Source organism: Streptomyces sp. MUM 203J (assembly GCF_022414595.1).
Taxonomy (GTDB): domain Bacteria; phylum Actinomycetota; class Actinomycetes; order Streptomycetales; family Streptomycetaceae; genus Streptomyces.
This window is the reverse complement of sequence record NZ_JADWYO010000023.1, coordinates 30,084-55,071: the sequence shown is the minus strand read 5'-3', so window position 1 is coordinate 55,071 and position 24,988 is coordinate 30,084. Positions and strand designations below refer to the sequence as shown.

The 24,988-nt window shown below is 73.3% G+C and carries 23 protein-coding genes; 8 read left to right on the top strand and 15 right to left on the bottom strand.

Translation table 11 applies throughout. The features are described 5' to 3' along the window. From I3F58_RS14520 to I3F58_RS14485, 8 genes are all read right to left on the bottom strand, one after another. Window positions 1-708 (bottom strand): BlaI/MecI/CopY family transcriptional regulator, encoded by a 708-nt coding sequence (locus I3F58_RS14520; protein ID WP_374207971.1) that lies wholly within the window; start codon window positions 706-708, stop codon window positions 1-3. Window positions 709-838: 130 nt separating this feature from the next. After that, on the bottom strand, window positions 839-1,027 hold the full coding sequence (locus I3F58_RS14515) for a hypothetical protein (protein ID WP_240108921.1): 189 nt from the start codon (window positions 1,025-1,027) through the stop codon (window positions 839-841). A gap of 14 nt (window positions 1,028-1,041) precedes the next feature. Beyond that, entirely contained in the window at window positions 1,042-1,656 is a 615-nt protein-coding gene (locus I3F58_RS14510) for a hypothetical protein (RefSeq protein WP_240108982.1), read from the bottom strand. A 305-nt stretch (window positions 1,657-1,961) separates the two neighbouring features. Beyond that, on the bottom strand, window positions 1,962-2,768 hold the full coding sequence (locus I3F58_RS14505; protein ID WP_240108919.1) for a type III pantothenate kinase: 807 nt from the start codon (window positions 2,766-2,768) through the stop codon (window positions 1,962-1,964). Continuing rightward, complete coding sequence (gene nadC / locus I3F58_RS14500; RefSeq protein WP_240108918.1) at window positions 2,768-3,787, bottom strand: carboxylating nicotinate-nucleotide diphosphorylase; 1,020 nt, start codon at window positions 3,785-3,787, stop codon at window positions 2,768-2,770. The genes I3F58_RS14505 and nadC overlap by 1 nt, the downstream gene beginning before the upstream one ends. Before the next feature lie 2 nt (window positions 3,788-3,789). Next, window positions 3,790-5,547 carry an L-aspartate oxidase gene (locus I3F58_RS14495; RefSeq protein ID WP_240108916.1) on the bottom strand — a complete coding sequence of 586 codons (1,758 nt, stop codon included), beginning with the start codon at window positions 5,545-5,547 and terminating at the stop codon, window positions 3,790-3,792. Then, window positions 5,544-6,710 carry a pantoate--beta-alanine ligase gene (gene panC / locus I3F58_RS14490; protein WP_240108914.1) on the bottom strand — a complete coding sequence of 389 codons (1,167 nt, stop codon included), beginning with the start codon at window positions 6,708-6,710 and terminating at the stop codon, window positions 5,544-5,546. Before panC ends, I3F58_RS14495 begins: the two co-directional genes overlap by 4 nt. Next, a complete protein-coding gene (locus tag I3F58_RS14485) occupies window positions 6,707-7,735 on the bottom strand; it encodes a Rossmann-like and DUF2520 domain-containing protein (RefSeq protein WP_240108912.1) in 1,029 nt (342 codons plus the stop codon). The genes panC and I3F58_RS14485 overlap by 4 nt, the downstream gene beginning before the upstream one ends. Window positions 7,736-7,892: 157 nt before the next feature. Between I3F58_RS14485 and I3F58_RS14480 the strand changes: the two genes are divergently transcribed. Together I3F58_RS14480 and I3F58_RS14475 are read left to right on the top strand one after the other, a co-directional pair. Further along, on the top strand, window positions 7,893-9,182 hold the full coding sequence (locus I3F58_RS14480) for a low specificity L-threonine aldolase (RefSeq protein ID WP_240108910.1): 1,290 nt from the start codon (window positions 7,893-7,895) through the stop codon (window positions 9,180-9,182). Between the two features lie 213 nt (window positions 9,183-9,395). After that, window positions 9,396-10,505: a DUF5937 family protein gene (locus tag I3F58_RS14475; RefSeq protein WP_240108979.1), complete on the top strand. Its 1,110-nt coding sequence runs from the start codon at window positions 9,396-9,398 to the stop codon at window positions 10,503-10,505. 9 nt (window positions 10,506-10,514) lie between these two features. Here the strand turns inward: I3F58_RS14475 and I3F58_RS14470 are convergent, their stop codons facing one another. Both I3F58_RS14470 and I3F58_RS14465 read right to left on the bottom strand, forming a co-directional pair. Continuing rightward, window positions 10,515-11,195: a response regulator transcription factor gene (locus I3F58_RS14470; protein WP_240108908.1), complete on the bottom strand. Its 681-nt coding sequence runs from the start codon at window positions 11,193-11,195 to the stop codon at window positions 10,515-10,517. A 32-nt stretch (window positions 11,196-11,227) separates the two neighbouring features. Then, the gene (locus I3F58_RS14465; RefSeq protein ID WP_240108905.1) at window positions 11,228-12,418 is read right to left on the bottom strand and encodes a sensor histidine kinase; all 1,191 of its coding nucleotides are present in this window, start codon (window positions 12,416-12,418) and stop codon (window positions 11,228-11,230) included. 95 nt (window positions 12,419-12,513) lie between these two features. On the opposite strand from I3F58_RS14465, the gene I3F58_RS14460 reads away from it, so the two are divergent. Together I3F58_RS14460 and I3F58_RS14455 are read left to right on the top strand one after the other, a co-directional pair. Further along, on the top strand, window positions 12,514-13,635 hold the full coding sequence (locus I3F58_RS14460) for an SAM-dependent methyltransferase (protein WP_240108977.1): 1,122 nt from the start codon (window positions 12,514-12,516) through the stop codon (window positions 13,633-13,635). Further along, a complete protein-coding gene (locus I3F58_RS14455; RefSeq protein WP_240108904.1) occupies window positions 13,632-14,792 on the top strand; it encodes an NADH-quinone oxidoreductase subunit D in 1,161 nt (386 codons plus the stop codon). Before I3F58_RS14460 ends, I3F58_RS14455 begins: the two co-directional genes overlap by 4 nt. Before the next feature lie 89 nt (window positions 14,793-14,881). On the opposite strand, the gene I3F58_RS14450 is transcribed toward I3F58_RS14455, so the two are convergent. The 4 genes from I3F58_RS14450 to I3F58_RS14435 form a co-directional block, all read right to left on the bottom strand. Then, window positions 14,882-15,994, bottom strand: coding sequence for a hypothetical protein (locus tag I3F58_RS14450; protein WP_240108903.1), 1,113 nt, complete (start codon window positions 15,992-15,994; stop codon window positions 14,882-14,884). 108 nt (window positions 15,995-16,102) lie between these two features. Next, a complete protein-coding gene (locus I3F58_RS14445) occupies window positions 16,103-17,077 on the bottom strand; it encodes an ABC transporter substrate-binding protein (protein WP_240108975.1) in 975 nt (324 codons plus the stop codon). 35 nt (window positions 17,078-17,112) lie between these two features. Continuing rightward, window positions 17,113-17,796, bottom strand: a complete 684-nt coding sequence (locus I3F58_RS14440) for an ABC transporter permease (protein WP_240108901.1) — start codon at window positions 17,794-17,796, stop codon at window positions 17,113-17,115. 3 nt (window positions 17,797-17,799) lie between these two features. Beyond that, window positions 17,800-18,546, bottom strand: coding sequence for an ABC transporter permease (locus I3F58_RS14435; RefSeq protein ID WP_240108898.1), 747 nt, complete (start codon window positions 18,544-18,546; stop codon window positions 17,800-17,802). Window positions 18,547-18,747: 201 nt separating this feature from the next. Here I3F58_RS14435 and I3F58_RS14430 point away from each other — a divergent pair, with 201 nt between their 5' ends. Then, on the top strand, window positions 18,748-19,839 hold the full coding sequence (locus I3F58_RS14430; protein WP_240108896.1) for an ABC transporter ATP-binding protein: 1,092 nt from the start codon (window positions 18,748-18,750) through the stop codon (window positions 19,837-19,839). Here the strand turns inward: I3F58_RS14430 and I3F58_RS14425 are convergent. Continuing rightward, complete coding sequence (locus I3F58_RS14425; RefSeq protein WP_240108894.1) at window positions 19,826-20,944, bottom strand: esterase family protein; 1,119 nt, start codon at window positions 20,942-20,944, stop codon at window positions 19,826-19,828. The two genes, I3F58_RS14430 and I3F58_RS14425, sit on opposite strands and share 14 nt — an antisense overlap. 258 nt (window positions 20,945-21,202) lie before the next feature. Here I3F58_RS14425 and I3F58_RS14420 point away from each other — a divergent pair, with 258 nt between their 5' ends. From I3F58_RS14420 to I3F58_RS14410, 3 genes are all read left to right on the top strand, one after another. Further along, a complete protein-coding gene (locus I3F58_RS14420; RefSeq protein WP_240108892.1) occupies window positions 21,203-23,041 on the top strand; it encodes a transglutaminaseTgpA domain-containing protein in 1,839 nt (612 codons plus the stop codon). A 596-nt stretch (window positions 23,042-23,637) separates the two neighbouring features. Further along, window positions 23,638-24,501 (top strand): dihydropteroate synthase, encoded by an 864-nt coding sequence (gene folP, locus I3F58_RS14415; RefSeq protein WP_240108890.1) that lies wholly within the window; start codon window positions 23,638-23,640, stop codon window positions 24,499-24,501. Beyond that, a complete protein-coding gene (locus tag I3F58_RS14410; RefSeq protein ID WP_240108887.1) occupies window positions 24,498-24,968 on the top strand; it encodes a nuclear transport factor 2 family protein in 471 nt (156 codons plus the stop codon). The genes folP and I3F58_RS14410 overlap by 4 nt, the downstream gene beginning before the upstream one ends. Window positions 24,969-24,988 lie beyond the last annotated feature (20 nt).

Sequence of the window (24,988 nt, the reverse complement as noted above, 5' to 3'; positions counted from 1 at the left end):
CTATCGCTCCGTACCCGTTCCGCTGTCGCCGCCCTTACCGGAGAGGCCGGCGCGCGGGGCCCGGCCGCCGCGGGAGGGTTTGCTCGCGGGACCGCCTGAAGGAGCCCGGGAAGGCGTGGGGGATGCTTCCGGAGATGCCCCGGGCATGGGCTGATCGGCCGGTTCTTCCGGTTCCGGGGGAACGGGTTCCCGACGACGTTCCGGGGAACGTTCCCGATCGTGTTCCGCGCGCGGTTCCGTCCCCGGTTCCTCGGGGTGTTCCGTCCCGGGTTCCACGCGCTGTTCCGTCCCGGGTTCCGGCTGTTCCGGGCGGCTCTGAACAGCGCCTTCCGGAGGTTCTTCCTGCGCGTCCCGCTGCACGATGCGGATGGCGTCGTTCAGCGCTTCCCGCTGCTCCGGCGACATCATGCCGAAGAAGGCGATGAGTGCGGCGGCAGGGTTGTCGCTCTGGGACCAGGCTTCGTTCATCAGTGCGGCCGAGTAGGCCGCACGGGTCGACACAGCCGTATAGCGATAGGCGCGGCCGACGACTTCCCGGCGCACCCAGCCCTTCTGGTGAAGGTTGTCCAGCACGGTCATGACCGTGGTGTAGGCGATGGAGCGTTCCTTCTGGAGATCCTCGAGGACTTCCCGGACGGTGACGGGCCGGTTCCATTGCCAGACGCGCGTCATGACGGCGTCTTCGAGTTCTCCCAATTGACGGGGCACGTCGTCACCATAGTGGGAGATCCCCGAGCGAACGGCCATTGATGCATCAAGGGGCTGATTATGGTGACAAAAAGGGCGTACCGCGACGAATGTCGCCGTACGCCCTTGATGTGCGGTCGCGGTGCCGGGATCAGGCCTTGCCGGGTTCCACCGAGCCGTCGGCCTGACGCGCCGCCTCCGCTCGCGCGAACGCGGCGTCCACGGCCGCGTCCTCCTTGGCCTTGTTGGGGCCGCCCTGGCTCTTCACGATCGTGACGACGAGCGCGGTGAAGAAGATCGCCATCACCACAGGGGGCAGGAGCGCGGATACGTAGTCCATGGCGTCCAGAGTAGCTACCCGGCCGCCCGCTTCTCCGGCGGGGGCGGCCCCGGGGCGGGTCGCCTGCGGGGCGGGAAGACCTCGGACGGCTTGGGCACCGGGCGCTGGGCGGGAGCGGGCGCCGAGGGCTTGGGCGGCTGTGGGCGCGGGGGCCGCTTGGGCTCCTCGCCGCCGCTGCCACGGCCGCCCTGGAGGACGTACAGGCGGGTGCGCGGGCTCGCGGGCGCCGGGATGGCGGCGGTGCGCGCACCTGCCGGGCGGCCCGCCAGGCGGGCCCGCACCGACCGCTCGGCCAGCATCTGGCAGCGGGCCAGCAGGGCGGCACCGACGGGTGTGCCACGCAGGGTGCGCAGGGCGGCCAGGTCGTCCGGCAGCGGGTCGTACCCGGCGGCCAGGGCGTCCTGGAGCAGTTCCAGATACCCGGTGGCGGCGCCCGGGAGGGAGGCGCGGTAGCGGGCCAGGTCGGCCAGGACGAAGGCCCGCAGCCTCCGGCCCTCGCGGGCCGCGTCGTCCACGGCGTCGGCGAGGCGCAGGCAGTCCCGGACGTCCTGGTCGTCGAGCGGTGTCGGGTGCAGGGCGTGTCCCAGGGCGCAGCGCAGGACACGCACCTCGTCCGCGCTGAACGCCAGGCCGCCTCGTGATCCGTATGGCGTGGGCATAATCCGACAATAGGGGCTCATGTCGCATTTTTCCTGGAACGCCGACCCGGCGCGGCGAACGGCCGCGCCCGCTGCGGGCACGGGACTCGTCCGGGACCCCTGCGCGGACCGCGCTCGGGAAGGAACCGGCAGGCCTGGCGGAGCCCGCCCTGTGGCCGGGGAACACGGGCCCGCGCCGTACCCGGCGGGTGCGGCGCCCCCCTCGGGGAGCCACCTGAGCGCTCGTCCCGCCGGAGCGGGCGACCCGGACGCCGGCGGAGGACGGGAGCCCGCTCCTACATACGGCTGACGTTGCGTTCGTACACCAGGCGCAGGCCGATCAGCGTGAGCCACGGCTCGTGCTCGTCGATCAGTTCGGACTCCCCGAGAACCATCGGCGCCAGCCCGCCCGTCGCGATGACCGTGACGTCGGACGGGTCGCCGTCCGGCCCGACCAGTTCCTGCCGCATGCGGTGGACGACCCCGTCCACCTGCCCGGCGAAGCCGTAGACGATGCCGGACTGCATCGCCTCGACGGTGTTCTTGCCGATCACCCCACGCGGCCGGGTCACCTCGATCTTGCGCAGCTGGGCGCCCCGCACCCCCAGCGCCTCGACCGAGATCTCGATGCCGGGCGCGATGACCCCGCCCACGTACTCCCCGCGCGAGCTGACCGCGTCGAACGTCGTCGCCGTGCCGAAGTCCACGACGATCGCAGGCCCGCCGTACAGCTCGACCGCGGCCGCCGAGTTGATGATCCGGTCCGCGCCGACCTCCTTGGGGTGGTCGGTCAGTACCGGCACACCGGTCTTGATGCCGGGCTCGACGAGCACCGCCGGGACGTCGCCGTAGTACCGGCGGGTCACCTCGCGCAGCTCGTGCAGCACGGACGGGACCGTGGAGCAGATGGCGATGCCCTCGATGCCGTCGCCCAGCTCGTCCCCGAGCAGCGGGTGCATGCCCATCAGGCCCTGCAGGAGCACCGCCAGTTCGTCTGCGGTGCGGCGGGCGTCCGTGGAGATCCGCCAGTGCTCGACGATCTCCTCGCCGTCGAACAGGCCGAGGACGGTGTGGGTGTTGCCGACGTCGATGGTGAGAAGCATCAGCCCTGCGCCTCTCGGAGATCGAGACCGATGTCCAGGATCGGGGAGGAGTGGGTGAGGGCGCCCACGGCCAGGTAGTCGACGCCGGTCGCGGCGTACGCGGCGGCGTTCTCCAGGGTGAGGCGGCCCGAGGACTCCAGCACCGCGCGGCCCGCGACGAGAGTGACGGCCTCCTCGGTCTCCAGGGGCGTGAAGTTGTCCAGGAGGATCAGGTCCGCGCCCGCGTCCAGCACCTCGCGCACCTGGTGGAGGGTGTCCACCTCGACCTCGATCGGAACGTCGGGGAACTGGTCCCGCACGGCCTTGAACGCCTGCGCGACGCCGCCCGCAGCGATGACGTGGTTGTCCTTGACCAGCGCGGCGTCGGAGAGGGAGAACCGGTGGTTGACACCGCCGCCGCAGCGGACCGCGTACTTCTCCAGGGCACGCAGCGCGGGCGTCGTCTTGCGCGTGTCGCGGACCTTCGCCTTGTAGCCCTCCAGCGCGTCCGCCCACGCGCGCGTGGCGGTGGCGATGCCGGAGAGACGGCACAGGATGTTGAGCGCGCTGCGCTCGCCGGTCAGCAGGTCGCGGGTGCGGGTGGTGACCGACAGCAGCTTCTGTCCGGCCCGGACGCGGTCGCCGTCGGCGACGTGCCGCTCGACCTCGAACTCGTGGGTGCAGACGATGGAGAGGACCGCCTCCGCGATGTGGAGACCGGCGACGACGCCCGCCTCACGCGCGGTGAAGTCGGCCGTGGTGGCGGCGTCCTCGGGCACGGTCGCGACGGTCGTCACGTCGACGCCGCCGTCAAGGTCCTCCTCGACGGCCCGGTACGCGATGTCCTCGACGAGTACGGGGTCGAGTCCGGCGTCCGCGAGGAGCGCGGCCAGCGCGGGGTCGAGCCCGCACTCGTACACCTCCTCGCCGTCCCCCGCCGCGCAGCCGCAGCCGTCGCCGCAGGATCCGCCCTCGCCCTCCTGGGTGAGGCTGATGAGGGGCACGTCCACGGGCTCGGGGCGTTCTTCGGGCGTACTCATGGTCACGGCTCCCTGGGGGCGTCGACGGCGGCCGTCTCGAGGACGGACGTCTCGCCGGCGGTCGGTGCTTCGGCTGTCGTCTCGGTGGTCGTCGGGGGGAAGTGGTGGGTGTCGGTGGCGCGGACGTCCAGGGTCCGGTCCGGGTTGAGGCGTACGACGAGATGGCGGCGCCAGGCGGAGTCGTCGCTCTCGGGGTGGTCCTCGCGCCAGTGGCAGCCACGGGTCTCCTCGCGGCGGCGGGCGGCGGCGACCAGGACCCGGGCCACGCACAGCAGGTTGGTGGTCTCCCAGGACTCGACGCCGGGCTCGGCTGCCTTGTACTCGCCGTTCCCGGCGACCGCGTCACGGTGGACGGCGTCGAGCTGCTCGGCCGCGTCGGCCAGGCTGGTGGCGGAGCGCAGCACTCCGGCGCCGGTCGCCATCACGTGCTGGAGGCGCGGGCGGGCCGCCGGGTCCAGCAGCGGCAGCGCGCGGGGAGCCGGGTGCGGCACAGGGCTGCCCGCCCGTCCGCGGTGGGCGGCGATGTCGTCCGCGATGCGCTCCGCGAAGACCAGGCCTTCCAGGAGGCTGTTGGAGGCGAGCCGGTTCGCGCCGTGGACACCGGTACAGGCCACCTCCCCGCACGCGTAGAGGCCCGGTACGGTCGTCCGGCCGCGCAGATCGGTGCGGACGCCGCCGGAGGCGTAGTGGGCGGCGGGCGCGACCGGGATGGGCTCGGTAACCGGGTCGTAGCCGTGGGTGCGGCAGGCGGCGAGGATCGTCGGGAAGCGGGACTCCCACATGTCGGCGCCGAAGTGCCGGGCGTCCAGGAACATGTGGTCGGCGCCCTGTTCGCGCATGCGGCGCATGATGCCCTTGGCGACGATGTCGCGCGGCGCCAGTTCGGCCAGCTCGTGCTGGCCCACCATGAAGCGGACGCCCTCTCCGTCGACCAGGTGGGCGCCCTCTCCGCGTACCGCTTCGGAGACCAGCGGCTGCTGGCCCTGTGCGTCCCGGCCGAGGAACAGGACCGTGGGATGGAACTGGACGAACTCCAGGTCGCTGACCTCGGCCCCGGCGCGCAGCGCGAGCGCGACGCCGTCGCCGGTGGAGACGGCCGGGTTGGTGGTCGCGGAGAACACCTGGCCCATGCCGCCGGTGGCGAGGACCACGGCGGGCGCGTGGACGGCGCCGACGCCGTCGTGCTGGCCCTCGCCCATGACGTGCAGGGTGACGCCGGCGGTGCGGCCCGCGGCGTCGGTGAGCAGGTCGAGCACCAGCGCGTTCTCGACGGTGCGGACGGCCCCTTCGCGGACCGCCTCGACGAGGGCCCGGGAGATCTCGGCGCCGGTCGCGTCGCCGCCCGCGTGGGCGATGCGGCGGCGGTGGTGGCCGCCCTCGCGGGTGAGTTCGATGGTGCCCTGCGCGTCGGTGTCGAACCGGGCACCGGTGGCGATCAGCCGCCGTACCGCGTCGGGGCCTTCGGTGACCAGGGTCCGCACGGCGTCCTCGTCACACAGTCCGGCACCCGCGACAAGGGTGTCGTCCAGGTGCTGGCCGGGGGTGTCGCCGTCCCCGAGGGCTGCGGCGATACCGCCCTGGGCCCACCGGGTGGAGCCGTCGTCCAGCCGGGCCTTGGTGACGACGACGGTACGCAGACCGGCGGCGGTGCAGCGCAGAGCGGCGGTCAGGCCGGCGACGCCGGAGCCGACGACGACCACGTCCGCGTCGATGGCCCAGCCGGGGGCCGGGGCCTGGAGTCGTATACCGGTACCGGTCATGCGGAAGCTCCGTGAGTACGGTTTCGGGTGCGGCTGCCCTCACTCACCGGGCGGCCGGGGCCGAAGACCAGGGGCAGGTTGTCGATGAGCCGGGTCGAGCCGATCCGCGCGGCGACGGCGATGACCGCCTCACCGGTGTGACCGTCGCGCACCTCGGTGAAGTCCGACGGGTCGACGAGGGCCAGGTAGTCGAGGGAGAGCGGCGGATCGGCCTTCGCGGCCTCGTCCAGCACGGCCAGGGCCGCGGCCCTCACCGCGTCGGCACCGCCGCCCGCGTGGCCCGCCTGCGCCACCGCGTGCGCGTCGGCCGCGGCCCGGGACTCCCCGAGCCGGGACAGCGCCTCGGCGCGGCTCTGCGTGGCGGGCGCCGAGGCGGCACGCGCGCGCAGGGCCTCCTGGGCGGCGAGCCTGTCACGGGCGGCGTACAGGGCGGCCGAAAGGGCGAGCGCGGTGCGGCGCTCAGCTGAGGACAGGTAGCGGTTGCGGCTGGACAGCGCCAGCCCGTCCGGCTCCCGCACGGTCGGTACGCCGACGATCCCGACGCGGAAGTCGAGGTCCCGCACCATGCGGCGGATCAGGGCGAGCTGCTGGGCGTCCTTCTGCCCGAAGAACGCCACGTCCGGGCGGGTGAGGTGGAGCAGTTTGGCGACGACGGTCAGCATCCCGTCGAAGTGCCCGGGCCGGGACGCCCCCTCCAGGCGCTCCCCCATGGGGCCGGCGGTGATGCGGACCTGCGGCTCACCGCCCGGGTAGACCTCGTCGACGGGCGGGGCGAACACGGCGTCGGCCCCGGCCCGCGCGGCCACGTCCATGTCGGCGTCGAGTGTGCGCGGGTACCGGTCGAGGTCTTCGCCCGCGCCGAACTGCAGGGGGTTGACGAAGACGGTGGCGACGACGAAGCCCCCGGGCCCGACGTGCTCGCGGGCGGTACGGATCAGAGTGGCGTGCCCGTCGTGCAGCGCGCCCATGGTCATGACGACGGCGACGGTCCGGGCGGTGCCCGGGCCGACGGGGCTCTGGTCGAGGAGCCGGTCCAGCTCGGCGCGCGTGGTGACGAGCGCCGGACCGCGAGGCGCCGCCGCGGCGGACCGCTCGGCGCGGGCAGACGTCTGACGCGTTGACGTCTGGTCGGGCGGGGCCTGGTTCATCGGGGCCTGATTCATCGGCCGCTGCCCCCTTCCGGGCCGTCGTCGTCCTCGTCACCGCGGTCGTCACCGTGTCCGTCACCGCGGTCTCCGGCGCGGCCCTCGGTGCTGCCGGTGTGTTCCTCGGTGCCGCCGGGGTGTCCTTCGGTGGCCGGGTCCGCGGCGAGGACCCCGAGCAGGTCCTCCGCGAGTTCCGGCTTCAGCAGACCCTGCGCGAGGGCACGGTCCGCGGTGGTGCGGGCCATCGCGAGGTACCCCGCGACGGTGCCGGGCGCGTGCTTGCGCAGCTCGGCCACGTGCGCGGCGACCGTACCGGCGTCGCCACGCGCGACGGGCCCGGTCAGGGCACCGTCCCCGGACCGCAACGCGTTGTCGAGCGCGGCGCCGAGCAGCGGGCCCAGCATCCGGTCCGGCGCGCCCACGCCCGCGGCCCGCAGCAGCTCCATGGCCTGGGCGACCAGGGTGACCAGGTGGTTCGCGCCCAGGGCCAGCGCCGCGTGGTACAGCGGCCGGGCCTCCTCCGCGATCCACTCGGGCTCGCCGCCCATCTCGATGACCAGGGCCTCGGCGGCCAGCCGCAGCTCCTCCGGCGCGGTGACCCCGAAGGAGCACCCGGCCAGCCGCTCCACGTCGACGCGCGTCCCGGTGAACGTCATGGCCGGGTGCAGCGCCAGCGGCAGTCCGCCCACGCGCCGCACCGGGTCGAGCACATCCACCCCGAAACGTCCCGAGGTGTGCACGAGCAGCTGCCCGGGCCGCACCGCCCCGGTCTGCGCCAGCCCGGCGACCAGTGCGGGCAGCACGTCGTCCGGCACGGTCAGCAGCACCAGCTCGGCCCGCTCCAGCACTTGGGCGGGCGGTACGACCGGCACCCCCGGCAGCAGCTCGGCCGCGCGCCGCAGCGAGGCGTCGGACACCCCCGACACGGCGACCGGCCGGTGCCCGGCGAGCTGCAACGACGCGGCCAGGGCAGGCCCGACCCTGCCCGCGCCGACGACGCCGACCTTCAGCCGGGCGGGGCGGGGTTCTGGTGGTGGATTCACGGGGTGACGGCCTTCCGTTCCAGTCCGCGGTGGGTACCGGACGATTTCTCGTCATGCTACGCCAGCGTTTCGCGCGGCTTCCCGGCTGTCCACAGGCCGCGGCACCCGGTCTGATAATCGCGGGCTTCTGGGGATGCGGCACGTGGATGATCGCCGCATGACTGATGCAATGCCGGAGAACACGCAGCCCGGGCGGGCGACGGAAGCGGCGGCACGGGAGGAGCAGCGGAAGGAACAGAGCAGGGAACAGCAGAAGGAACGGCAAGGGGAAGAGCAGGGGGAACCGGAGGAGGAAGGGGAAGCGCGGGAGCGGCGGCGGATCGCGGCGTGGCGTGCGGCCGGACGGGCGCTGTCACGGGGATACAGGGAGGTGACGCTGCGGGAGCGGCTGGCGGAGCTGACCGCGGCCGCCGGCGAGGTGTACGACCTGGACGCACGGGCCGACATCTACGGGGACGGGGTCGTCGCGGAGCTGGAGCGGCGGGTGGCCGGGCTGCTCGGGTTCCCGGCGGCGGCGTTCTTCCCGACCGGGACCATGGCGCAGCAGGTGGCGCTGCGCTGCTGGGCGGGGCGGACCGGCAACCCGGTGGTGGCTCTGCATCCGCTGGCGCATCCCGAGGTGCACGAGCGGGACGCGGTGCACGTGCTGGCCGGGCTGCGGACCGTGCACCCGACGGGCGAGCCGCGGCTGCCGACAGCGGAGGAGGTACGGGAGCTGGACGAGCCGTTCGGGACGCTGATGCTGGAGTTGCCGCTGCGGGACGCGGGGTTCGTCCTGCCGGGCTGGGACGAGCTGACGGAGGTGGTGGAGGCCGCACGGGAGCGCGACGCGCTGGTGCACTTCGACGGTGCGCGGCTGTGGGAGACCACGTCCCACTTCGGACGGGAGCTGAGCGAGATCGCGGGGCTCGCGGACAGTGTGTACGTGTCGTTCTACAAGTCTCTGGGGGGCCTGTCCGGGGCGGCGCTGGTGGGACCCGAGTCGTTCGTGGAGGAGGCACGGGCGTGGCGCCACCGGTACGGCGGCGGTCTGTTCCAGCAGTTCCCGGCGGCGCTGGCGGCGCTGGCCGGGCTGGAGCGGGAACTGCCCCGGCTGCCGCGGTACGCGGCACACGCCGTGGTGGTCGCGGAGGCGCTGCGGGAGGGGTTCGAGACGGCGGCGGTGCCCTGGTACCGGCTTCAGCCCGAGGTGCCGCGCACGCACCAGTTCCAGGTGTGGCTGCCGTATCCGCCGGAGGTGCTGACCGAGGCGGCGCTCCGGCAGTCGGAGCAGACGGGCACGACCTTGTTCCACCGCTGGTCGGCAGGCGCCCCGGCCGGCCCTCCGGGTGTCGCCTTCACGGAGGTGACGGTCGCGTCACCTGCGCTGGAGTGGACGGCGGAGGAGGTGAAGGAGGCCACGGCGAGGTTCGTGGAGTTCGTGGGTCGGGTGAGAGCGGAGAGGTGACGGGGACGGGGACACCGGCGGCGCCTGTCGGCCCGGGGCGGGCGGAAGGGGGGCGTCGAGGGTGATGGCGCGGTAGAGGTCGAGGAGGTGCTGCTGGGTGACGTTCACGGAGTTCAGGCTGCGCGGGCGGCGGCTGCGGCGGCACGTGGATTGACGGGGGTCGTCAACTGGGCGCCCGGAGGGGAGGAGGTGCACCACCATGGGGGCGTGAGCGTGACGATAGACATCACCGGGCTGCCGGCCGAGGGCCTGGTGTTCGGCCTCTCGCCCCTGGCCGAGCTGGGCGCCGCCCTGCACACCCTGGCCGAGCCGGCCCACCATCCGGGGTTGCACGGCTGGGCGACGGCCACCGCCGCGGGGCTGAAGCCGGACCTGGCCGAGCGGCTGCACGAGGCGAACTTCCTGTGGACGGCCACCATGTCCGACGTGTTCCTCCCCTATGCCGGCGTCCGCGAGGGCCACGGAACCCCTCCCCGGCCCGGGGAGACGCTGGCGGAGGAGCTGGACCTGCTGGACCGGCTCGACGAGGAGCGGTTCGTCGCGGCGGCTCTGGAGTTCGTGTGCTGCGTCTCGTACATGAACGGCGAGCCGGTGCGGCCGGCGCGTGCGCTGGAGATGGCCGCCAACCGGGGTCCTCGGCAGCTGGACTTCACCCGGCGGCTGCTGGACGACCCCGGTGGCGTACGGGCCTGGCTGCGGCGGCTGTTCGAGGACTGCGACAAGGCGTTCTTCGCGGACACCTGGCGGCGGCTACAGCCCGCGCTGGCCGCCGACGCGCGGGAGAAGGCCGGGCTGCTGCGCCGGAAGGGGCTGGACGAGGCGGTGCGCGCGGTGTCGTCGGCGATGTCGGTGAGGGAGGAGGACGGGCGCCGTCTCATCCATATGGACAAGATGCTGCAGGGGCGGACGACCGCCGTGGACCCCGGGCTCGGGACCGGGGTGACGTTCCTGCCCTCCCGGTTCGGGTGGCCGCATCTGGTGGTCCTGTCCACGCGGGGCTGGCGGCCGGTCGTGCAGTATCCGATCGGGGTGCAGGGCGTGCCCGGCACCGCGTCGGTGGACCTGCTCCAGCGGCGCATGGAGGCGCTGGCCCACCCGATGCGGATGCGGCTGTGCCGACAGTTGGCGCGCGGGGCGTACACGACGAGCGAACTGGCGGAGGCGTACGGGATCACCGCGCCGGAGGTGTCCCGTCATCTGTCGGTGCTGAAGAAGGCCGAGCTGGTCTCGGTCCGGCGCCGGGGCCGTTATGTGCTGCACCAGCTCGATGTGAGCGCCGTCGCCCGGATCGGCGGCGACTTCCTGGAGACCGTGCTGCGGTAGGGCACCGGATCAGGGAAGGGCGCCGCCGCCCGCCCGGACCAGGCCGGTCTCGTACGCGAGGACGACGACCTGGACCCGGTCGCGCAGCTCCAGCTTGGTGAGGATCCGGCCGACGTGGGTCTTGACGGTCGCCTCGGAGAGGACGAGCCGGGCGGCGATCTCGCCGTTCGACAGGCCCTGGGCGACCAGCAGCATGACCTCGCGTTCGCGGTCGGTGAGCCGTTCCAGGGGCTTGTGCTGCGGCTCGTGGCCGGGGCTCGTCGGCAGCAGGGAGGAGAAGCGGTCCAGGAGCCGCCGGGTCGTGGACGGGGCCACGACGGCGTCGCCGCTGTGGACGGAACGGATGGCGCCGAGCAGTTCGGCGGGCGGGACGTCCTTGAGCATGAAGCCGCTGGCGCCCGCCTTCAGCCCGGAGAAGGCGTACTCGTCCAGATCGAAGGTGGTGAGGATCAGCACCCGCGGCGCGTCCGGCTCGGAGCAGATGCGGCGGGTGGTCTCCACGCCGTCCAGTTTCGGCATGCGCACGTCCATCAGGACCACGTCGACGGGCGTGGACCGGAGGGCCTCCAGGGCCTCCACCCCGTCGCCGGCCTCCGCGACGACCTCCATGTCCGGCTGGGCGGCGAGCACCATGCGGAAGCCTGTCCGCAGCAGCACCTGGTCGTCGACCAGCATGAGACGGATCGTCATCTGGGGCCTCGTTTCTTCTCTGAAGTGTCGTTCTACTGTGCGGGCTTCAGCGGCAGCAGCGCGCTGATCCGGAACCCGCCGCCCGGACGTGGTCCCGCGTCGAGTGTGCCGCCGACCATGCCGACCCGTTCACGCATGCCGATCAGTCCGTGGCCCCGGCCGTCGGCGCCGCCGTCCTCGTACATGTCCTGCGGCGCACCACGCCCGTCGTCCTCGACGAGCAGCCCGAGCCCGTCGTCGAAGTACGTCAGCCGGACACTGGCACCGACGTCGGGGCCGCCGTGCTTGCGGGTGTTGGTGAGCGCCTCCTGCACGATGCGGTACGCGGTCAGCTCGACACCGCTGGGCAGCGGGCGGGGCGCCCCCTCGATCCTGAAGTCGACGGGCATGCCCGAGCTGCGTACCTGCTCGACCAGGTCCTCGATCTGCTGCACGTCCGGCTGCGGCACGTACTCGCCGGCCTCCTCGTGCTCCCCGGTCCGCAGGATGCCGAGCAGCCTGCGCATCTCCGCGAGGGCCTGGCGGCCGGTGGAGGAGATGGTCTCCAGCGCCTGCCGGGCCTGGTCGGGTGCGGCGTCCAGGACGTAGGCGGCGCCGTCGGCCTGCACGACCATCACCGAGACGTTGTGGGCGACGACGTCGTGCAGCTCGCGGGCGATCCTGGCCCGCTCGGCGGCGACGGCCACCTTCGCCTGCGCCTCCCGCTCCCGCTCCAGCCGGGCGGCCCGCTCCTCCAGCTGGGCCAGGTACGCGCGGCGGGTGCGCAGCGAGTCTCCCAGCACCCAGGCCAGCACGAACGGCACGGTCATGACGACCGCGAAGGCCACCTGCCCGAACAGGGACATGTCGGTCATCGGCCAGCGCAGCGCCGCGAGCGGCGAGGCCGCCACCCCGCCCGCCAGGGCGAGCCGGGAGGCCCAGCGCGGCCCGTCGTGTGCGGCGACCGTGTAGATGATCACCAGCATCGCGAAGTCGGCCGGGTTGACCCCGACGTCCAGCAGCAGCTGGGCGAGCCCCAGCGCCACTGTGAGCAGCAGCATCCGCTCGGGCGCCCGGCGGCGCAGCGCCACCACGAGGCACAGCAGCAGCGCGATGACGACGGCCGCGGTGTAGCTCCCCGGCATGCCGGACGTGGTCACCGCGGCCAGCCCGAAGAGCATCACGGCCCAGAAGGTGTCGACGCCCGTGGGGTGTCGGCGGAGGAAGTCGTAGAGGCGCTGCACGTAACCCAGCGTAGGGAAGCCGGACAGGTGCACGGGTCAACCGGGAGTGCGATCCCCGGGCAGGAGCCCTACTCCCCAAGGTGGACACTGTGCCTGTGCCGGATGAGAACGACGAGAAGCCCGAGGTGTCCGCACGCGGCGGCCGGCGGGGCTGGCGGGAGGCCGCGGAGGCCGCGCTGTACGGGCCCGGCGGCTTCTATCTGCGCCCCGAGGGCCCGGCGGGCCACTTCCGGACGTCCGTCCACGCCTCGCCCCTGTTCGCCCGCGCCGTGGCGCGTCTCCTGGAGCGGACGGCGCAGGAGCTGGGCACGGACGAGGTGGCGTTCGTGGACGTGGGCGCGGGGCGGGGCGAGCTGGTGACGGGCGTGCTGGCGGCGGTGCCGGCCGGGCTGCGGGTACGGGCGTACGCCGTGGAACGGGCCGCCCGGCCGGAGGGGCTGGACGCGCGCGTGCAGTGGACGCGGCAGCCGCCGCGGGGGGTGCGGGGGCTGCTGTTCGCGAACGAGTGGCTGGACAACGTGCCGGTGGACGTCGCGCAGGTCGACGACACCGGGGTGGTGCGCCGGGTGGAGGTGCGGGAGGACGGCGCCGAGCGGCTGGGAGCACCGGTGACCGGGGCGGACGCGGCGTGGCTCGGGCGGTGGTGGCCGCTGCGGGAGCCGGGGGAACGGGCGGAGATCGGGCGGCCCCGCGACGAGGCGTGGGCGGCGGCGGTGCGCACGGTGTCGGCGGGACTGGCGGTCGCCGTGGACTACGCGCACCGGGCGGGGGCGCGGCCTCCGTACGGCACGCTCGCCGGGTTCCGGAACGGCCGGGAGGTGGCACCCGTACCGGACGGTACGTGCGACATCACCGCTCATGTCGCACTGGACGCCTGCGCGGCGGCCGGTGCCGCCGCGGGTACCGGCGGGCCGTCGGCGCTCTCCCCCGCCGGACGGGCTGGAGATCCCGGCCCCCGGGCGGCATACGGCCCGCTGGGCGCCGGGTGTGTGCCCGGCGCCCCCGGCGCCGGGCTGGTCCCCCAGCACGAAGCCCTCCGGCACCTCGGCGTCTCCGGGGCACGTCCCCCGCTGGCCCTCGCCTCCGCCGACCCCGCCGCCTACGTCCGCGCCCTCGCCGCCGCCGGGGAGGCGGCCGAGCTGACCGCGCGCGGGGGGCTCGGAGACTTCACCTGGCTGCTCCAGAAGGTCCCCGCCGGGGGATACTGTCCGGCATGACGGAGACCACCCAGCCCAGGGAGACCACGGTCGGCATCGGAGGTGCCGCCGAGAGCACCGACATGGTGCTGAACATCGGCCCCCAGCACCCGTCCACCCATGGGGTGCTTCGGCTGCGCCTGGTGCTGGACGGCGAGGTGATCCGGCACGCCGAGCCGGTGGTCGGCTACATGCACCGGGGCGCCGAGAAGCTGTTCGAGGCGCGTGACTACCGGCAGATCATCATGCTGGCCAACCGGCACGACTGGCTGTCCGCGTTCTCCAACGAACTCGGCGTCGTCATGGCCGTCGAGCGGATGCTCGGCATGGAGGTCCCGGAGCGGGCCGTCTGGCTGCGGACCTTGCTGGCCGAACTGAACCGGGTGCTCAACCATCTGATGTTCCTCGGCTCGTACCCGCTCGAACTGGGCGGGATCACCCCGATCTTCCACGCCTTCCGGGAGCGCGAGGACCTCCAGCACGTGATGGAGGAGATCTCCGGCGGCCGGATGCACTACATGTTCAACCGGGTCGGCGGCCTCAAGGAGGACCTCCCCGCCGGATGGCTCGGCCGCGCCCGGGAGGCCGTCGCCGCCGCCCGTTCCCGCATGGACGTGTACGACCGGCTGGTCCTCGGCAACGAGATCTTCCGGGGCCGCACGCGCGGCGTGGGCGTCCTGTCGCCGGAGCTGGCGCACGCGTACGGGGTGAGCGGGCCCATCGCCCGCGCGTCGGGGGTCGACTTCGACCTGCGCCGTGACGAGCCGTACCTCGCGTACGGGGAGCTTCAGGACACCCTGGAGGTCGTCACCCGCCGGGAGGGTGACTGCCTGGCCCGGTTCGAGTGCCTGCTGGGGCAGACGCACAACTCCCTGGAACTGGCCGGCGCCTGTCTCGACCGGCTCGCGGAGCTGCCGCCCGGACCGGTCAACCAGCGGCTGCCGAAGGTCCTCAAGGCGCCCGAGGGCCACACGTACGCCTGGACCGAGAACCCCCTCGGCATCAACGGCTACTACCTGGTGTCGAAGGGCGAGAAGACCCCGTACCGGCTGAAGCTGCGCTCGGCGTCCTACAACAACATCCAGGTCCTGACCGAACTGCTGCCGGGCACGCTGGTGTCCGACATGGTCGCGATCCTCGGCTCGTTCTTCTTCGTCGTCGGAGACATCGACAAGTAGCGGTACGGGTAAGGGGAGGCCCGGGCGCCGCTGAGCCGCCCGGGCCTCCCCCTTGTCCTGCCGCGTCCGCCGGGAGGCCGCTCCCGCCGTCAGGAGCTGACCGCGTCCCGCAGTTCCGCCACGTCGAGCTGTTCGGTCTCGTCGTGCGCGGTCAGGTCGATGACCTCCCCGACGGCGTGCTCGTCGCCCCGGGGACGCTGCGGCCGGTCGTCCGCCGCGGCGAGAGCCTCCTCGCCCACGACGTCCGCCAGATCCTCCTGCTGTACGGCCTCGATCGCGGCCACCGGCTGCTTGGCGGCCAGCTCCCTGGGCGCCTGCGCGGGAACGTCCTCGGCGCCGCCCTGCTTGCGCAGCGCCTTCTGGTCCTCCATGCCGAAGAAGTCGAAGCGCCCCTCGGGCCGGGGCGCCTGGCGGCGCTGGGCGGCCTGCGGCACGATGGCCGCCGCCGCGGGCACATGCCGCATCGCGGAGGCGGCGGGAGCGGGGGCGCCGGGTGCCTTGTTCAGCGCGGCCTCGGCGATCCGTCGGGCCTCCTGCGCGGCGGCGTTCCGGGCGAGGTCCTGCAACGCCCGTGCCGCCCGCAGGTAGTCGGTGGCCGTCGGCTTGCCCGAGGCGACGACCAGCTCGGCACCCACGGCCGGACCGTCCGCGGCCCTGCCCGCACCGGCAGCCGGGGCAGCCGGGCCCGGGGACCCGGAGCCGCCCGGACCGGAGGCCGGACCCTGCCCGGACTCCCCGCCCTTCCCCGGCGCCCCGAGCGTCAGCTGACGCCGTTCCTCCAGCGTGCTGGCCCGCTCGGTCTCCGACGTGGCGTACCGGCGCAGCAGCTCGGCGTGCTCGCCCCGCAGCCCCGCGAGTTCGGCCCGCTTGGCGCGCAGTTTCGCGTCGAGCCTGGCGCGCAGCTCCCGGGCCTCATCCAGGTCGGCCTCCAGTTCGGCTATGCGCTCCTCGGTCTTCCACTGGTCGCTGGCGCGGGCGCGGGTGAGTTCCGCGACCCGGCGGCCGGCGGTGCGGTCCCAGGTCCGCATGAGCACCGCGCCGGTGACGGCGGCAGCCGCCGCGGCGGCGACGAGCAGGCGCAGCCCCAGGGGATCGGCCAGGAGCCAGGCGCCGCCGGCGCACAGTACGGACGCTCCGCCCACCGCGGTGGGCGGGAGAAGCCGGTGCAGGGGAGGTGAATGGCGGTGGCGTCCTCGTGGCATGGCCTGAAATTTACCGTGCGTAGGGGGACTCTGGGGTGTCCGCCCGGCAATGTTTTGCCGACACGTTCCGTTTCCCCGCCCGGTTCCCCTCCGGCCGCCCTCTTCCGGCTACTTCCCGATCAGCCCCTTCTCCTCCAGGTAGCCCTTCGCCACATCGGTGGGCTTTGCCCGCTCTGCGTCCACCTTCCGGTTCAGCTCCACCAGATCCGCGGTGGTCAGCGTCTTGGTGATCTTGCCGAGGGCGGTGGCGATCTCCGCCGCGCCCGCGTCGCGCGCGTTGACGACCGGCAGGACGTTGTCCGCGTTCTGGAGCTTCTTGTCGTCCCCCAGCAGCACCAGGCCGAAGGCGTCGAGTGTGGCGTCGGTGGTGGTGGTCAGCATCATCTGGTCGGTGCCGTCCTTCACCGCCTGCTTGGACTGCGGGGTGCCGACGCCCTTGGGGTCGATGCCCGCCACGTCGATGCCGTACACGGACTTCAGTCCGGGCGCGCAGAACGGCCGCACGGTGCACTCGTCACCCGCCGCGATCCTGACCTTCAGCCCGGAACGGCCGAGATCCGAAAGCGTCTTCAGCTTGTTCTTGTCAGCGAATTCCCTGGTCACCGCGAATGCGTTCTGATCAACCGCCTCACCCGCCGGAAGGACCTTCAGACCACGCGGCTCGGCCAGCTTCTTCAGTGCGGTGACGGTGGCCGTCACATCGCTGGACGCGACCGGCTTCTCCTCGGGCGCCTTGGGCCCGTTCACCTTCGCGTTGAGGAATTCGGCAAGCGTAGCCGCATATTCCGGTACGACGTCGATCTCGCCCTTCTCCAAGGACGGTTCGTACAGCTCCCGGTTCTCCACCGTTCTGACGGTGGTGCCGTACCCGGCGTCCGCCAGCACCTGCGCGTACAGCTCCGCGAGCACCTTCGACTCGGTGAAGCCCGCGGCGCCCACGACGAGCGAGCCCTTACCGGACCCGGACGTGCCGCCGGCGCTCTCCTCCAGGCTTTCGCCGCCGCACGCGCCCAGCGTCCCGGCCAGCGCCAGCGCGCCCAGCACCGCGCCCGCGGACCGCCCGCGCCTGCCGAGCCGCCGGATACCGCTCCCGCGTTCCGCCGTCACGTCGTTCGTCTTCACGATGTCCGTCTCCGTCCGTTCGGTCCGTTGGCCGCGAGCATCCGGCTCGCGGCGACCAGCGCGCCCTCCACCAGCAGCGCGAGCGCTCCCACGAGCAGCGCCCCCGCGAACACCTGGGCGGTGTCGTAGGTGTGGAAACCCGCGGTGATGATCCGGCCGAGCCCGCCCTCCCCGGCCATCGCGGCGAGCGTCGCAGTGGCGATCACCTGGACGGCCGCCAGCCGCAGCCCCGTCAGCACCAGCGGCAGGGCCAGCGGAAGCTCGACCGTACGGAACAGCTGGCCGCCCGACATCCCCATGCCGCGCGCCGCCTCCACCACCGACCGGTCCACCTCCCGCATGCCCAGATACGCGTTGGTCAGCAGCGGCGGCACCGCGAACAGCACCAGCGCGACGACCGTCGGTACTGCCCCGTACCGGCCGAGCGGGGTCAGCGTCAGCAGCACCAGCACCGCGAGCGTCGGCACCGCGCGCCCCACGTTCGACACGTTCACCGCGAGCGCCCCGCCCCGCCCGACATGGCCGAGCCGGAAGGCCACGGGCAGCGCGATCAGGCACGCCAGGACCAGCGAAACCCCGCTGAACCAGAGGTGCTCGCCCAGCCGGTGCCACACCCCCGACTCGCCCTGCCAGTTGGCCCCGGTCGTCAGCCAGCCCCAGGCATCCGCCACCACACCCATCGCTCAGACCGCCTCTCCGGCGCCCCGCACCCGCGCCCCGGACCGCCCGCGCGCCCGCGCCCACGGGGTGAGCAGCCGCTGCACACCCAGGAGCAGCAGGTCGGCGGTGATCGCCAGCAGCACGCACAGCACCGACGCGGTCAGCACCTGCGCCTTGAAGAAGCTCTGCAGCCCCTCCGTGATCAGTGTGCCGAGTCCTCCGTGGTCCACCAGCGCGCCCACCGTCGTCAGGGCGACCGTCGACACCGTCGCCATCCGCACCCCCGCCAGCAGCGCGGGCAGTGCCAGCGGAAGCTCCACCTCCCACAGCAGCCGCCCCGGCCCGTACCCCATCCCCCGGGCCGCCTCGCGCGTCTCCTCGGGCACCGCCGCGAGACCGGCCAGGATGTTCCGTACGAGGATCGTCAGCGAGTACAGCACCAGACCTGTCACGACCAGCGCCGCCGACAGCCCGAACACCGGCAGCAGCAGCGAGAACATGGCCAGCGACGGCACCGCGTACAGCACCGTCGTGAGCCCCAGCACCGGCCCCGCGAACCCGGGGCGGGCCCGCACCAGCAGGGCCAGCGGGAAGGCGACCGCGACACCGATCAGCACCGACGCCACCGTGATCCCCACATGCTGGAGCGTGGCGTCGGTCAGCTCCTGGGCGCGGGAGCGCACATACTCGCCGCAGATCCAGTCGTTGGCCGCCAGGCAGCCGTCACCGGCGGCCAACGGCGAGGCGCCGAGGGCTTCCCCCGTCCTCACGTGTGCTCCCCCTCCCCGTCGTGACGCCCGGTCAGGCGCGGCGGACGGGTTGCTCGGCCCCGCCCTTCGATGTCGTGTTCGACGAGGGAAGACCCTACGCCCCGGCACCGACATTCCCCGTCCGGCGCCCCGACAAGGCACCATGGGCCCCGGCCGCACCACAGGCGACCACGCGTCACACATGCATCACAAGGGGGAGCAGTGATCCGGTTCGAACACGTCACCAAGAGGTACGCCGACGGCACCACCGCCGTCGACGACCTCTCGTTCGAGGTGGCGGAGGGCGAACTGGTCACCCTCGTCGGGCCGTCCGGCTGCGGCAAGACCACCACGATGAGGATGGTGAACCGGCTGGAGGAGCCCACCTCGGGCCGGGTCCTCGTGGCCGGCCGCGACACCACCGCCACCGACCCCGTCGAGCTGCGGCGCCGCATCGGCTACGTCATCCAGCAGGTGGGGCTCTTCCCGCACCGCACGGTCCTGGAGAACACGGCCACCGTGCCCCGGCTGCTCGGTACGGGGAAGGCCAGGGCCCGTGCCCGGGCCGCCGAACTGCTCGACCTGGTCGGCCTGGACCCGGCCGTCTACGGGGACCGCTACCCCGACCAGCTGTCCGGCGGGCAGCGGCAGCGGGTCGGCGTGGCGCGGGCCCTGGCCGCCGACCCGCCGGTGCTGCTCATGGACGAGCCGTTCGGCGCGGTCGACCCGGTCGTACGGGAACGTCTGCAGAGCGAGTTCCTCAGGCTTCAGTCCCAGGTGCGCAAGACGGTGCTGTTCGTCACGCACGACCTGGAGGAGGCGGTCCGGCTCGGGGACCGGATGGCCGTGTACGGGCAGGGGCGCATCGAACAGCTCGACGCGCCCGCGACCGTGCTGGGCTCCCCGGCCACCCCGTACGTCGCGGAGTTCGTGGGCGCCGACCGGGCGTTGAAGCGACTGGCGGTCACCCCCGTCGAGGAGGCCCACCTGGAGCAGCCGCCGACGGTACGGCTGGACGACCCGCTCCCGTCCGGGGGGCCCGCGGTCGTGCTGGACGCGGCGGGGCACCCGTACGGCTGGCTGCCGGCCACGCGCGGTGCGGGCGGCACGGTCCGCGAGCAGGCCCGGTCCATGGACGCGCGCGTGCCGCTGGGCTCCTCCCTCAAGGAGGCGTTCTCCACGATGCTCCAGTACGACGCGGGCTGGGTCGCCGTGACGGAGGCCGGCGGCGACCGGCGCTACCTGGGGGTGCTCACCCCGGAGCGGCTGCACGAGGCCCTGCGGGACTCCGTGCGGGTGGTCACGCCGCGCTGAGGCGGCCGCCCATCCACACGAGCGTCGGCGGGATCTCCCGGTTCCAGGTGCCGAAGTTGTGGCCGCCGCTGTCCAGCGTGATCGACGACACTCGCGCGGGCGACTTCACCTTCTCGATGAAGTCGAGGGTGCCCCGGAGGTTGCTCTCCCCCTGCTTCGACGTGGTGACGAGGAAGGACGACTCACCCTGCGGCAGGTTGTCCAGGCTCCACAGCAGATCCGCCCGCCTGCGCAGGGAGTCGTCGCCCTTGAACAGGTCACCGGTCGTCACGTCCTCGGCCGCCTTGTAGTACGCGGAGAGCCCGGCACCGGCCGCGAACTGCTCCGGGTGGTGCAGGGCGATCTTCAGCGCGCAGTAACCGCCGGTCGAGTTCCCGATGAAACCCCAGTTCCGCGGCTCGCCGCCGACCCGGTACGCCGCGGAGACCGCCTTCGGCAGGTCCTTCGCGAAGTACGTCTCCGTCTGCGGCCCGCCGGGCACGTCGACACACTCGGTGTCACGCGGCGGGGCGACCGTGGGACGCAGCATCACCAGGATCATCGGCTGCATCCTGCCGGCCTTGGCCTGCTCGTACGCGGTGCGCGGGTAGCGCAGGCCCTTGAGCAGGTTCTCGGCGGTGCCCGGGTAGCCGGTCAGCACGACCGAGGCGGGGAAGGTCTTCTCCGCGTAAGCGGGCTGGAAGTACTCCGGCGGCAGGTACACGTACGCGGGGCTCCGGATGCCGGACTCCTCACCGGAGATGACGACCTTCTGGATCTGCCCGCCGACCTGCGGGTGCTGCCCGCCGGGGACTTCGAGGTTCCGCTTCTCCACCAGGGAGACGTTCCTGACTCCGGACGCGGCCGAGTGGTCGACGACAACGCCCGGTTCCTGCTCCCGGCCCAGCAGGTCCGCCCAGGAGCCGTAGAACAGGAAGTAGTTGTTGGCGGCCAGGCCGACCGCCGCGAACAGCGACAGCTGAGTGCCCAGCAGCAGGCCCACCCTGCCGGACAGGGCGCGCCAGCCCCGCCCCGCCAGCCGGGGCCACAGCCACACTGTCGCGGCGAAGAACACCACGGCCACGAGGATGGCCAGGGCCAGAACCTTGTTGCTGGTGAGACCCATGTGTCGTCAAGCTTTCCAGTCGAGTCGGTCGGGAGAGAGAGCAGAGCAGAGGCCGCAGGGGACGCCCGGAGGACGTTCCGCGGACCTTCCGAGGACGTCCGGGGGCGAGATTTTCCGGCGGACCGATGAACCCGCACGGCGAACCTGCCGTCCTAGAAGGCGCACACAGTCCGGTTGTCCGGCACCGAGGCCGCGCCCCTGGCGGCACGGATCGGGCCCTCAGGGACGCAACGACCTCTCGCAGAGCCACGGGAAGCCATGTCTGTCACGGTAGATGGGGATAATTCAGCATCGGTTCCGAGTCGGATGCGCCGGATCCTGCGGGGTCCTCGCCCCGAGAAGGTGCCCTCGCTCGTCGGCACCGCCTGCACGCTGATCGGTCTCATCGATGTCGCCGCCGGGGTGTTCCCCCGGTTCCGGGCCAGCCGCTTCCACTACTGGGTGGAGGTCCTGCCCGGCACGCTCGGTCCGCTGTCGGCGGCGGTCTCGATCAGCCTCGGGGTCGTCCTGCTGCTCCTCGCCCACGGACTGAAGCGGCACAAGCGGCGCGCCTGGCGGGCCGCGGTCGTCGTGCTCCCGATCGCCGCGGCAGCCCAGTTCTACTACCGGCACTCCGTTGTCGGCGTGCTGTTCTCCCTGATCCTGCTGGCCCTGCTGCTGCACCACCGCAGGGAGTTCGCGGCCCTGCCCGACCCGCGCGGCCGGTGGCGGGCACTCGCCAACTTCGTCCTGATGGGCGCGGGCTCCATCGCCCTCGGCATGGTCATCGTGAGCGCCCACCCCGGCAAGGTCATCGGTGACCCGAGCCTCACCGAACGGCTGGAGCACGTCCTGCTCGGCCTGGTCGGCGCCGAAGGCCCGGTCGGCTACAGCGACAGCGTGTCCTGGACCGTCGGCTACTCACTCGCCGGACTGGGCCTGCTGACCGCCGTCACCACCATCTACCTGGCCTTCCGCCCCGAGCACCCGGTCGCCCGGCTCACCGGGGACGACGAGGCGCGGCTGCGGGAACTGCTCGCCCGGCACGGCGGACGCGACTCGCTCGGCCACTTCGCGCTCCGCCGCGACAAGGCCGTCGTCTTCTCGCCCAGCGGAAAGGCGGCCGTCACCTACCGCGTCGTGTCCGGCGTGATGCTCGCCAGCGGCGACCCCATCGGGGACGTCGAGGCCTGGCCCGGCGCCATCGAGCGGTTCATGGACGAGGCCAAGGCCCACTCCTGGACACCGGCCGTCATGGGCTGCTCCGAGACCGGCGGACACGTGTGGACCCGTGAGACCGGACTCGACGCGCTGGAACTCGGGGACGAGGCGGTGGTCGACGTCGCGGATTTCTCCCTCTCCGGGCGCGCCATGCGGAACGTGCGCCAGATGGTCAAGCGCATCGAGCGGAACGGCTACGAGACCCGGGTCCGGCGCGTCCGTGACCTCTCGGACGCCGAGCTGGAGCGGATCCGGCTGGCCGCCGACGACTGGCGCGGCACCGACACCGAACGGGGCTTCTCGATGGCCCTCGGCCGGGTCGGGGACCCCGCCGACGGGAACGCCGTGATCGCCACCGCGCACAAGGCCGACGAGGCGACGCAGACATCGCCGTACGGGGACCTGAAGGCGGTCCTGCACTTCGTGCCGTGGGGGCGGGACGGCATGTCCCTGGACCTCATGCGACGCGACCGCTCCGCCGACCCCGGCATGAACGAACTGCTCATCGTCGCGGCACTCCAGGCCTCCCCGCACCTGGACGTCGCGCGCGTGTCGCTGAACTTCGCGATGTTCCGCTCCGCCCTCGCGCGCGGCGAGAAGCTGGGCGCCGGGCCGGTCCTGCGGGTCTGGCGTGGCCTGCTGGTCTTCCTGTCCCGCTGGTTCCAGATCGAGTCGCTGTACAAGTTCAACGCGAAGTTCCAGCCGCGCTGGGAGCCCCGGTTCGTGGTGTACCGCAGCACCAAGGAACTGCCCCGCATCGGCTTCGCGGCCATGCAGGCCGAGGGCTTCGTGACCGTCGCCCTCCCGCGCCCCTTCCGCCGCCGCACCACCCCCACGGCCCGCCCCTGCGCCCACATCACAGCCCCACCGCCCGAACACGAGATGCGCGCCGCGTAGCCGGCCCGCGGGGACCACTCCTCCGCCCGCTCCCCGCCCCGGGCGGCGTCGCGCCACCGGAGGACGCCGCCCGGCCCGCCGGCCACGCCCTCGCGGGCCCCGGGAGCAGCACCGTACGGCGCCGCACAGCCGCCCCGCCGAGAACCGCACAGCCTCCCGCGCCCCGCCCGCCCCGCCGCGGGAGGCATGGCCACGCCCCCGGATACGCCACGGCCCGGGAGACACCGCGCCCCGGGCAGGCGCACCGCCCCGCGGCCGGGCCCGCCGAGCCCGCGCCTCCCGCCCGGCCGTACGACGGGAAGCGCCGCCGCACCCCCGGGAGGCGCCCCTCGTCCCGGGTGCCACGCCGTGACGGGTCACCGGGGGCCGTGACAGGTCACCGGGGAAGCCGGTCCCGCCCCGCGACGCGGGAGAACGCGCCGCCGCATCCCGGAGACACCACAGCCCGGCTCCCGCACCGCCCTGCGGCCGGGGCCCCGCCGAAGGCCACACGCCCGGACCGCCCAGCGCCGCACCCCCGCCCGCCCCCGCCGGGAGCAGCCGTCGGCCGGGACCGCGCGCCGCCCGGGCGCCGGGGCGGGCCTAGGCTGGGGGGTATGAGTACGTTGCGTGGACGGGGCACGGTGCAGGGAATCGCGGAGTGGGACCGCTGCGCGGTCATGGGCGTCGTCAACGTGACGCCCGACTCCTTCTCCGACGGCGGGCGGTGGTTCGACACGACCGCGGCCGTCAAGCACGGCCTTGAGCTGGTCGCCCAGGGAGCCGACCTGGTCGACGTCGGCGGCGAGTCGACCCGGCCCGGCGCCACCCGGGTCGACGAGGACGAGGAGCTGCGCCGCGTCGTCCCCGTCGTCCGGGGCCTGGCCGCCGAGGGTGTCACCGTGTCCGTCGACACCATGCGCGCCTCCGTCGCCCGGCAGGCCGTGGAGGCCGGAGCCGTACTCGTCAACGACGTCAGCGGGGGGCAGGCCGACCCGCGGATGGTCCCCACCATCGCCGCCACGGACGTGCCGTTCGTCGTCATGCACTGGCGCGGCTTCAGCGAGAACATGAACAGCCTCGCCGTGTACGACGACGTGGTCACCGAGGTCGTGAACGAGCTCCACGCACGCGTGGAGGCCGTGGTCGACGGCGGCATCGCCCCGGAACGGCTGATCGTCGACCCCGGCCTGGGCTTCGCCAAGCACGCAGAGCACGACCTGGCGCTGCTGGCCCGCATGGACGCCCTGCGCGCCCTCGGGCGCCCCCTCCTGGTCGCCGCGTCCCGCAAGCGGTTCCTCGGCCGGATCCTGGCCGGCGAGGGCCACACCCCGCCACCCGCGCGTGAACGGGACGCGGCCACCGCCGCGGTGTCCGCGATCGCCGCCCGCGAGGGCGCCTGGGCGGTCCGCGTGCACGAGGTGCGGGCGACCGCGGACGCCGTCCGCGTTGCCCGAGCCATCGAGGGCGCCGCCTCGTGAGCGAGGCGCACACCGACACCGAGGCGGTCGAGCAGGCCAACACCGGGTTCTACGAGGCGGTGGAGCGTGGCGACTTCGAGGAGGTCGCCGGGCTGTGGCTGGACGAGCGGTACGGCGAGATCTCCTGTGTCCACCCGGGCTGGCCGGTCCTGTCCGGCCGCGGTGAGGTGCTCCGCTCGTACGCGCTGATCATGGCGAACACCGACTACATCCAGTTCTTCCTCACCGACGTGAAGGTGTCCGTGGCCGCCGACACGGCCGTGGTGACCTGCACCGAGAACATCCTCAGCGGGGGCCCCGCCGAGGACGGCGCCGAGCTGGGCCCCCTGGTGGGGCAGCTGGTCGTCGCGACGAACGTGTTCCGCCGTACCCCGGACGGCTGGAAGGTCTGGTCGCACCATGGTTCACCCGTCCTGGCGGAATCCGACGAGGACGAGGACGACGAGACCGGCGAGGACGCGGTGTAACGGCCGTGAATGGGTAGGCG

Bases quoted from the DNA above. Each gene is read 5' to 3' on its own strand.
- I3F58_RS14515 (WP_240108921.1), bottom strand. From the start codon at position 1,027: ATGGACTACGTATCCGCGCTCCTGCCCCCTGTGGTGATGGCGATCTTC.
- I3F58_RS14505 (WP_240108919.1), bottom strand. From the start codon at position 2,768: ATGCTTCTCACCATCGACGTCGGCAACACCCACACCGTCCTCGGCCTG.
- nadC (WP_240108918.1), bottom strand. From the start codon at position 3,787: ATGAGTACGCCCGAAGAACGCCCCGAGCCCGTGGACGTGCCCCTCATC.
- I3F58_RS14495 (WP_240108916.1), bottom strand. From the start codon at position 5,547: ATGACCGGTACCGGTATACGACTCCAGGCCCCGGCCCCCGGCTGGGCC.
- panC (WP_240108914.1), bottom strand. From the start codon at position 6,710: ATGAATCAGGCCCCGATGAACCAGGCCCCGCCCGACCAGACGTCAACG.
- I3F58_RS14480 (WP_240108910.1), top strand. From the start codon at position 7,893: ATGACTGATGCAATGCCGGAGAACACGCAGCCCGGGCGGGCGACGGAA.
- I3F58_RS14470 (WP_240108908.1), bottom strand. From the start codon at position 11,195: ATGACGATCCGTCTCATGCTGGTCGACGACCAGGTGCTGCTGCGGACA.
- I3F58_RS14455 (WP_240108904.1), top strand. From the start codon at position 13,632: ATGACGGAGACCACCCAGCCCAGGGAGACCACGGTCGGCATCGGAGGT.
- I3F58_RS14450 (WP_240108903.1), bottom strand. From the start codon at position 15,994: ATGCCACGAGGACGCCACCGCCATTCACCTCCCCTGCACCGGCTTCTC.
- I3F58_RS14440 (WP_240108901.1), bottom strand. From the start codon at position 17,796: ATGGGTGTGGTGGCGGATGCCTGGGGCTGGCTGACGACCGGGGCCAAC.
- I3F58_RS14425 (WP_240108894.1), bottom strand. From the start codon at position 20,944: ATGGGTCTCACCAGCAACAAGGTTCTGGCCCTGGCCATCCTCGTGGCC.
- I3F58_RS14420 (WP_240108892.1), top strand. From the start codon at position 21,203: ATGTCTGTCACGGTAGATGGGGATAATTCAGCATCGGTTCCGAGTCGG.
- folP (WP_240108890.1), top strand. From the start codon at position 23,638: ATGAGTACGTTGCGTGGACGGGGCACGGTGCAGGGAATCGCGGAGTGG.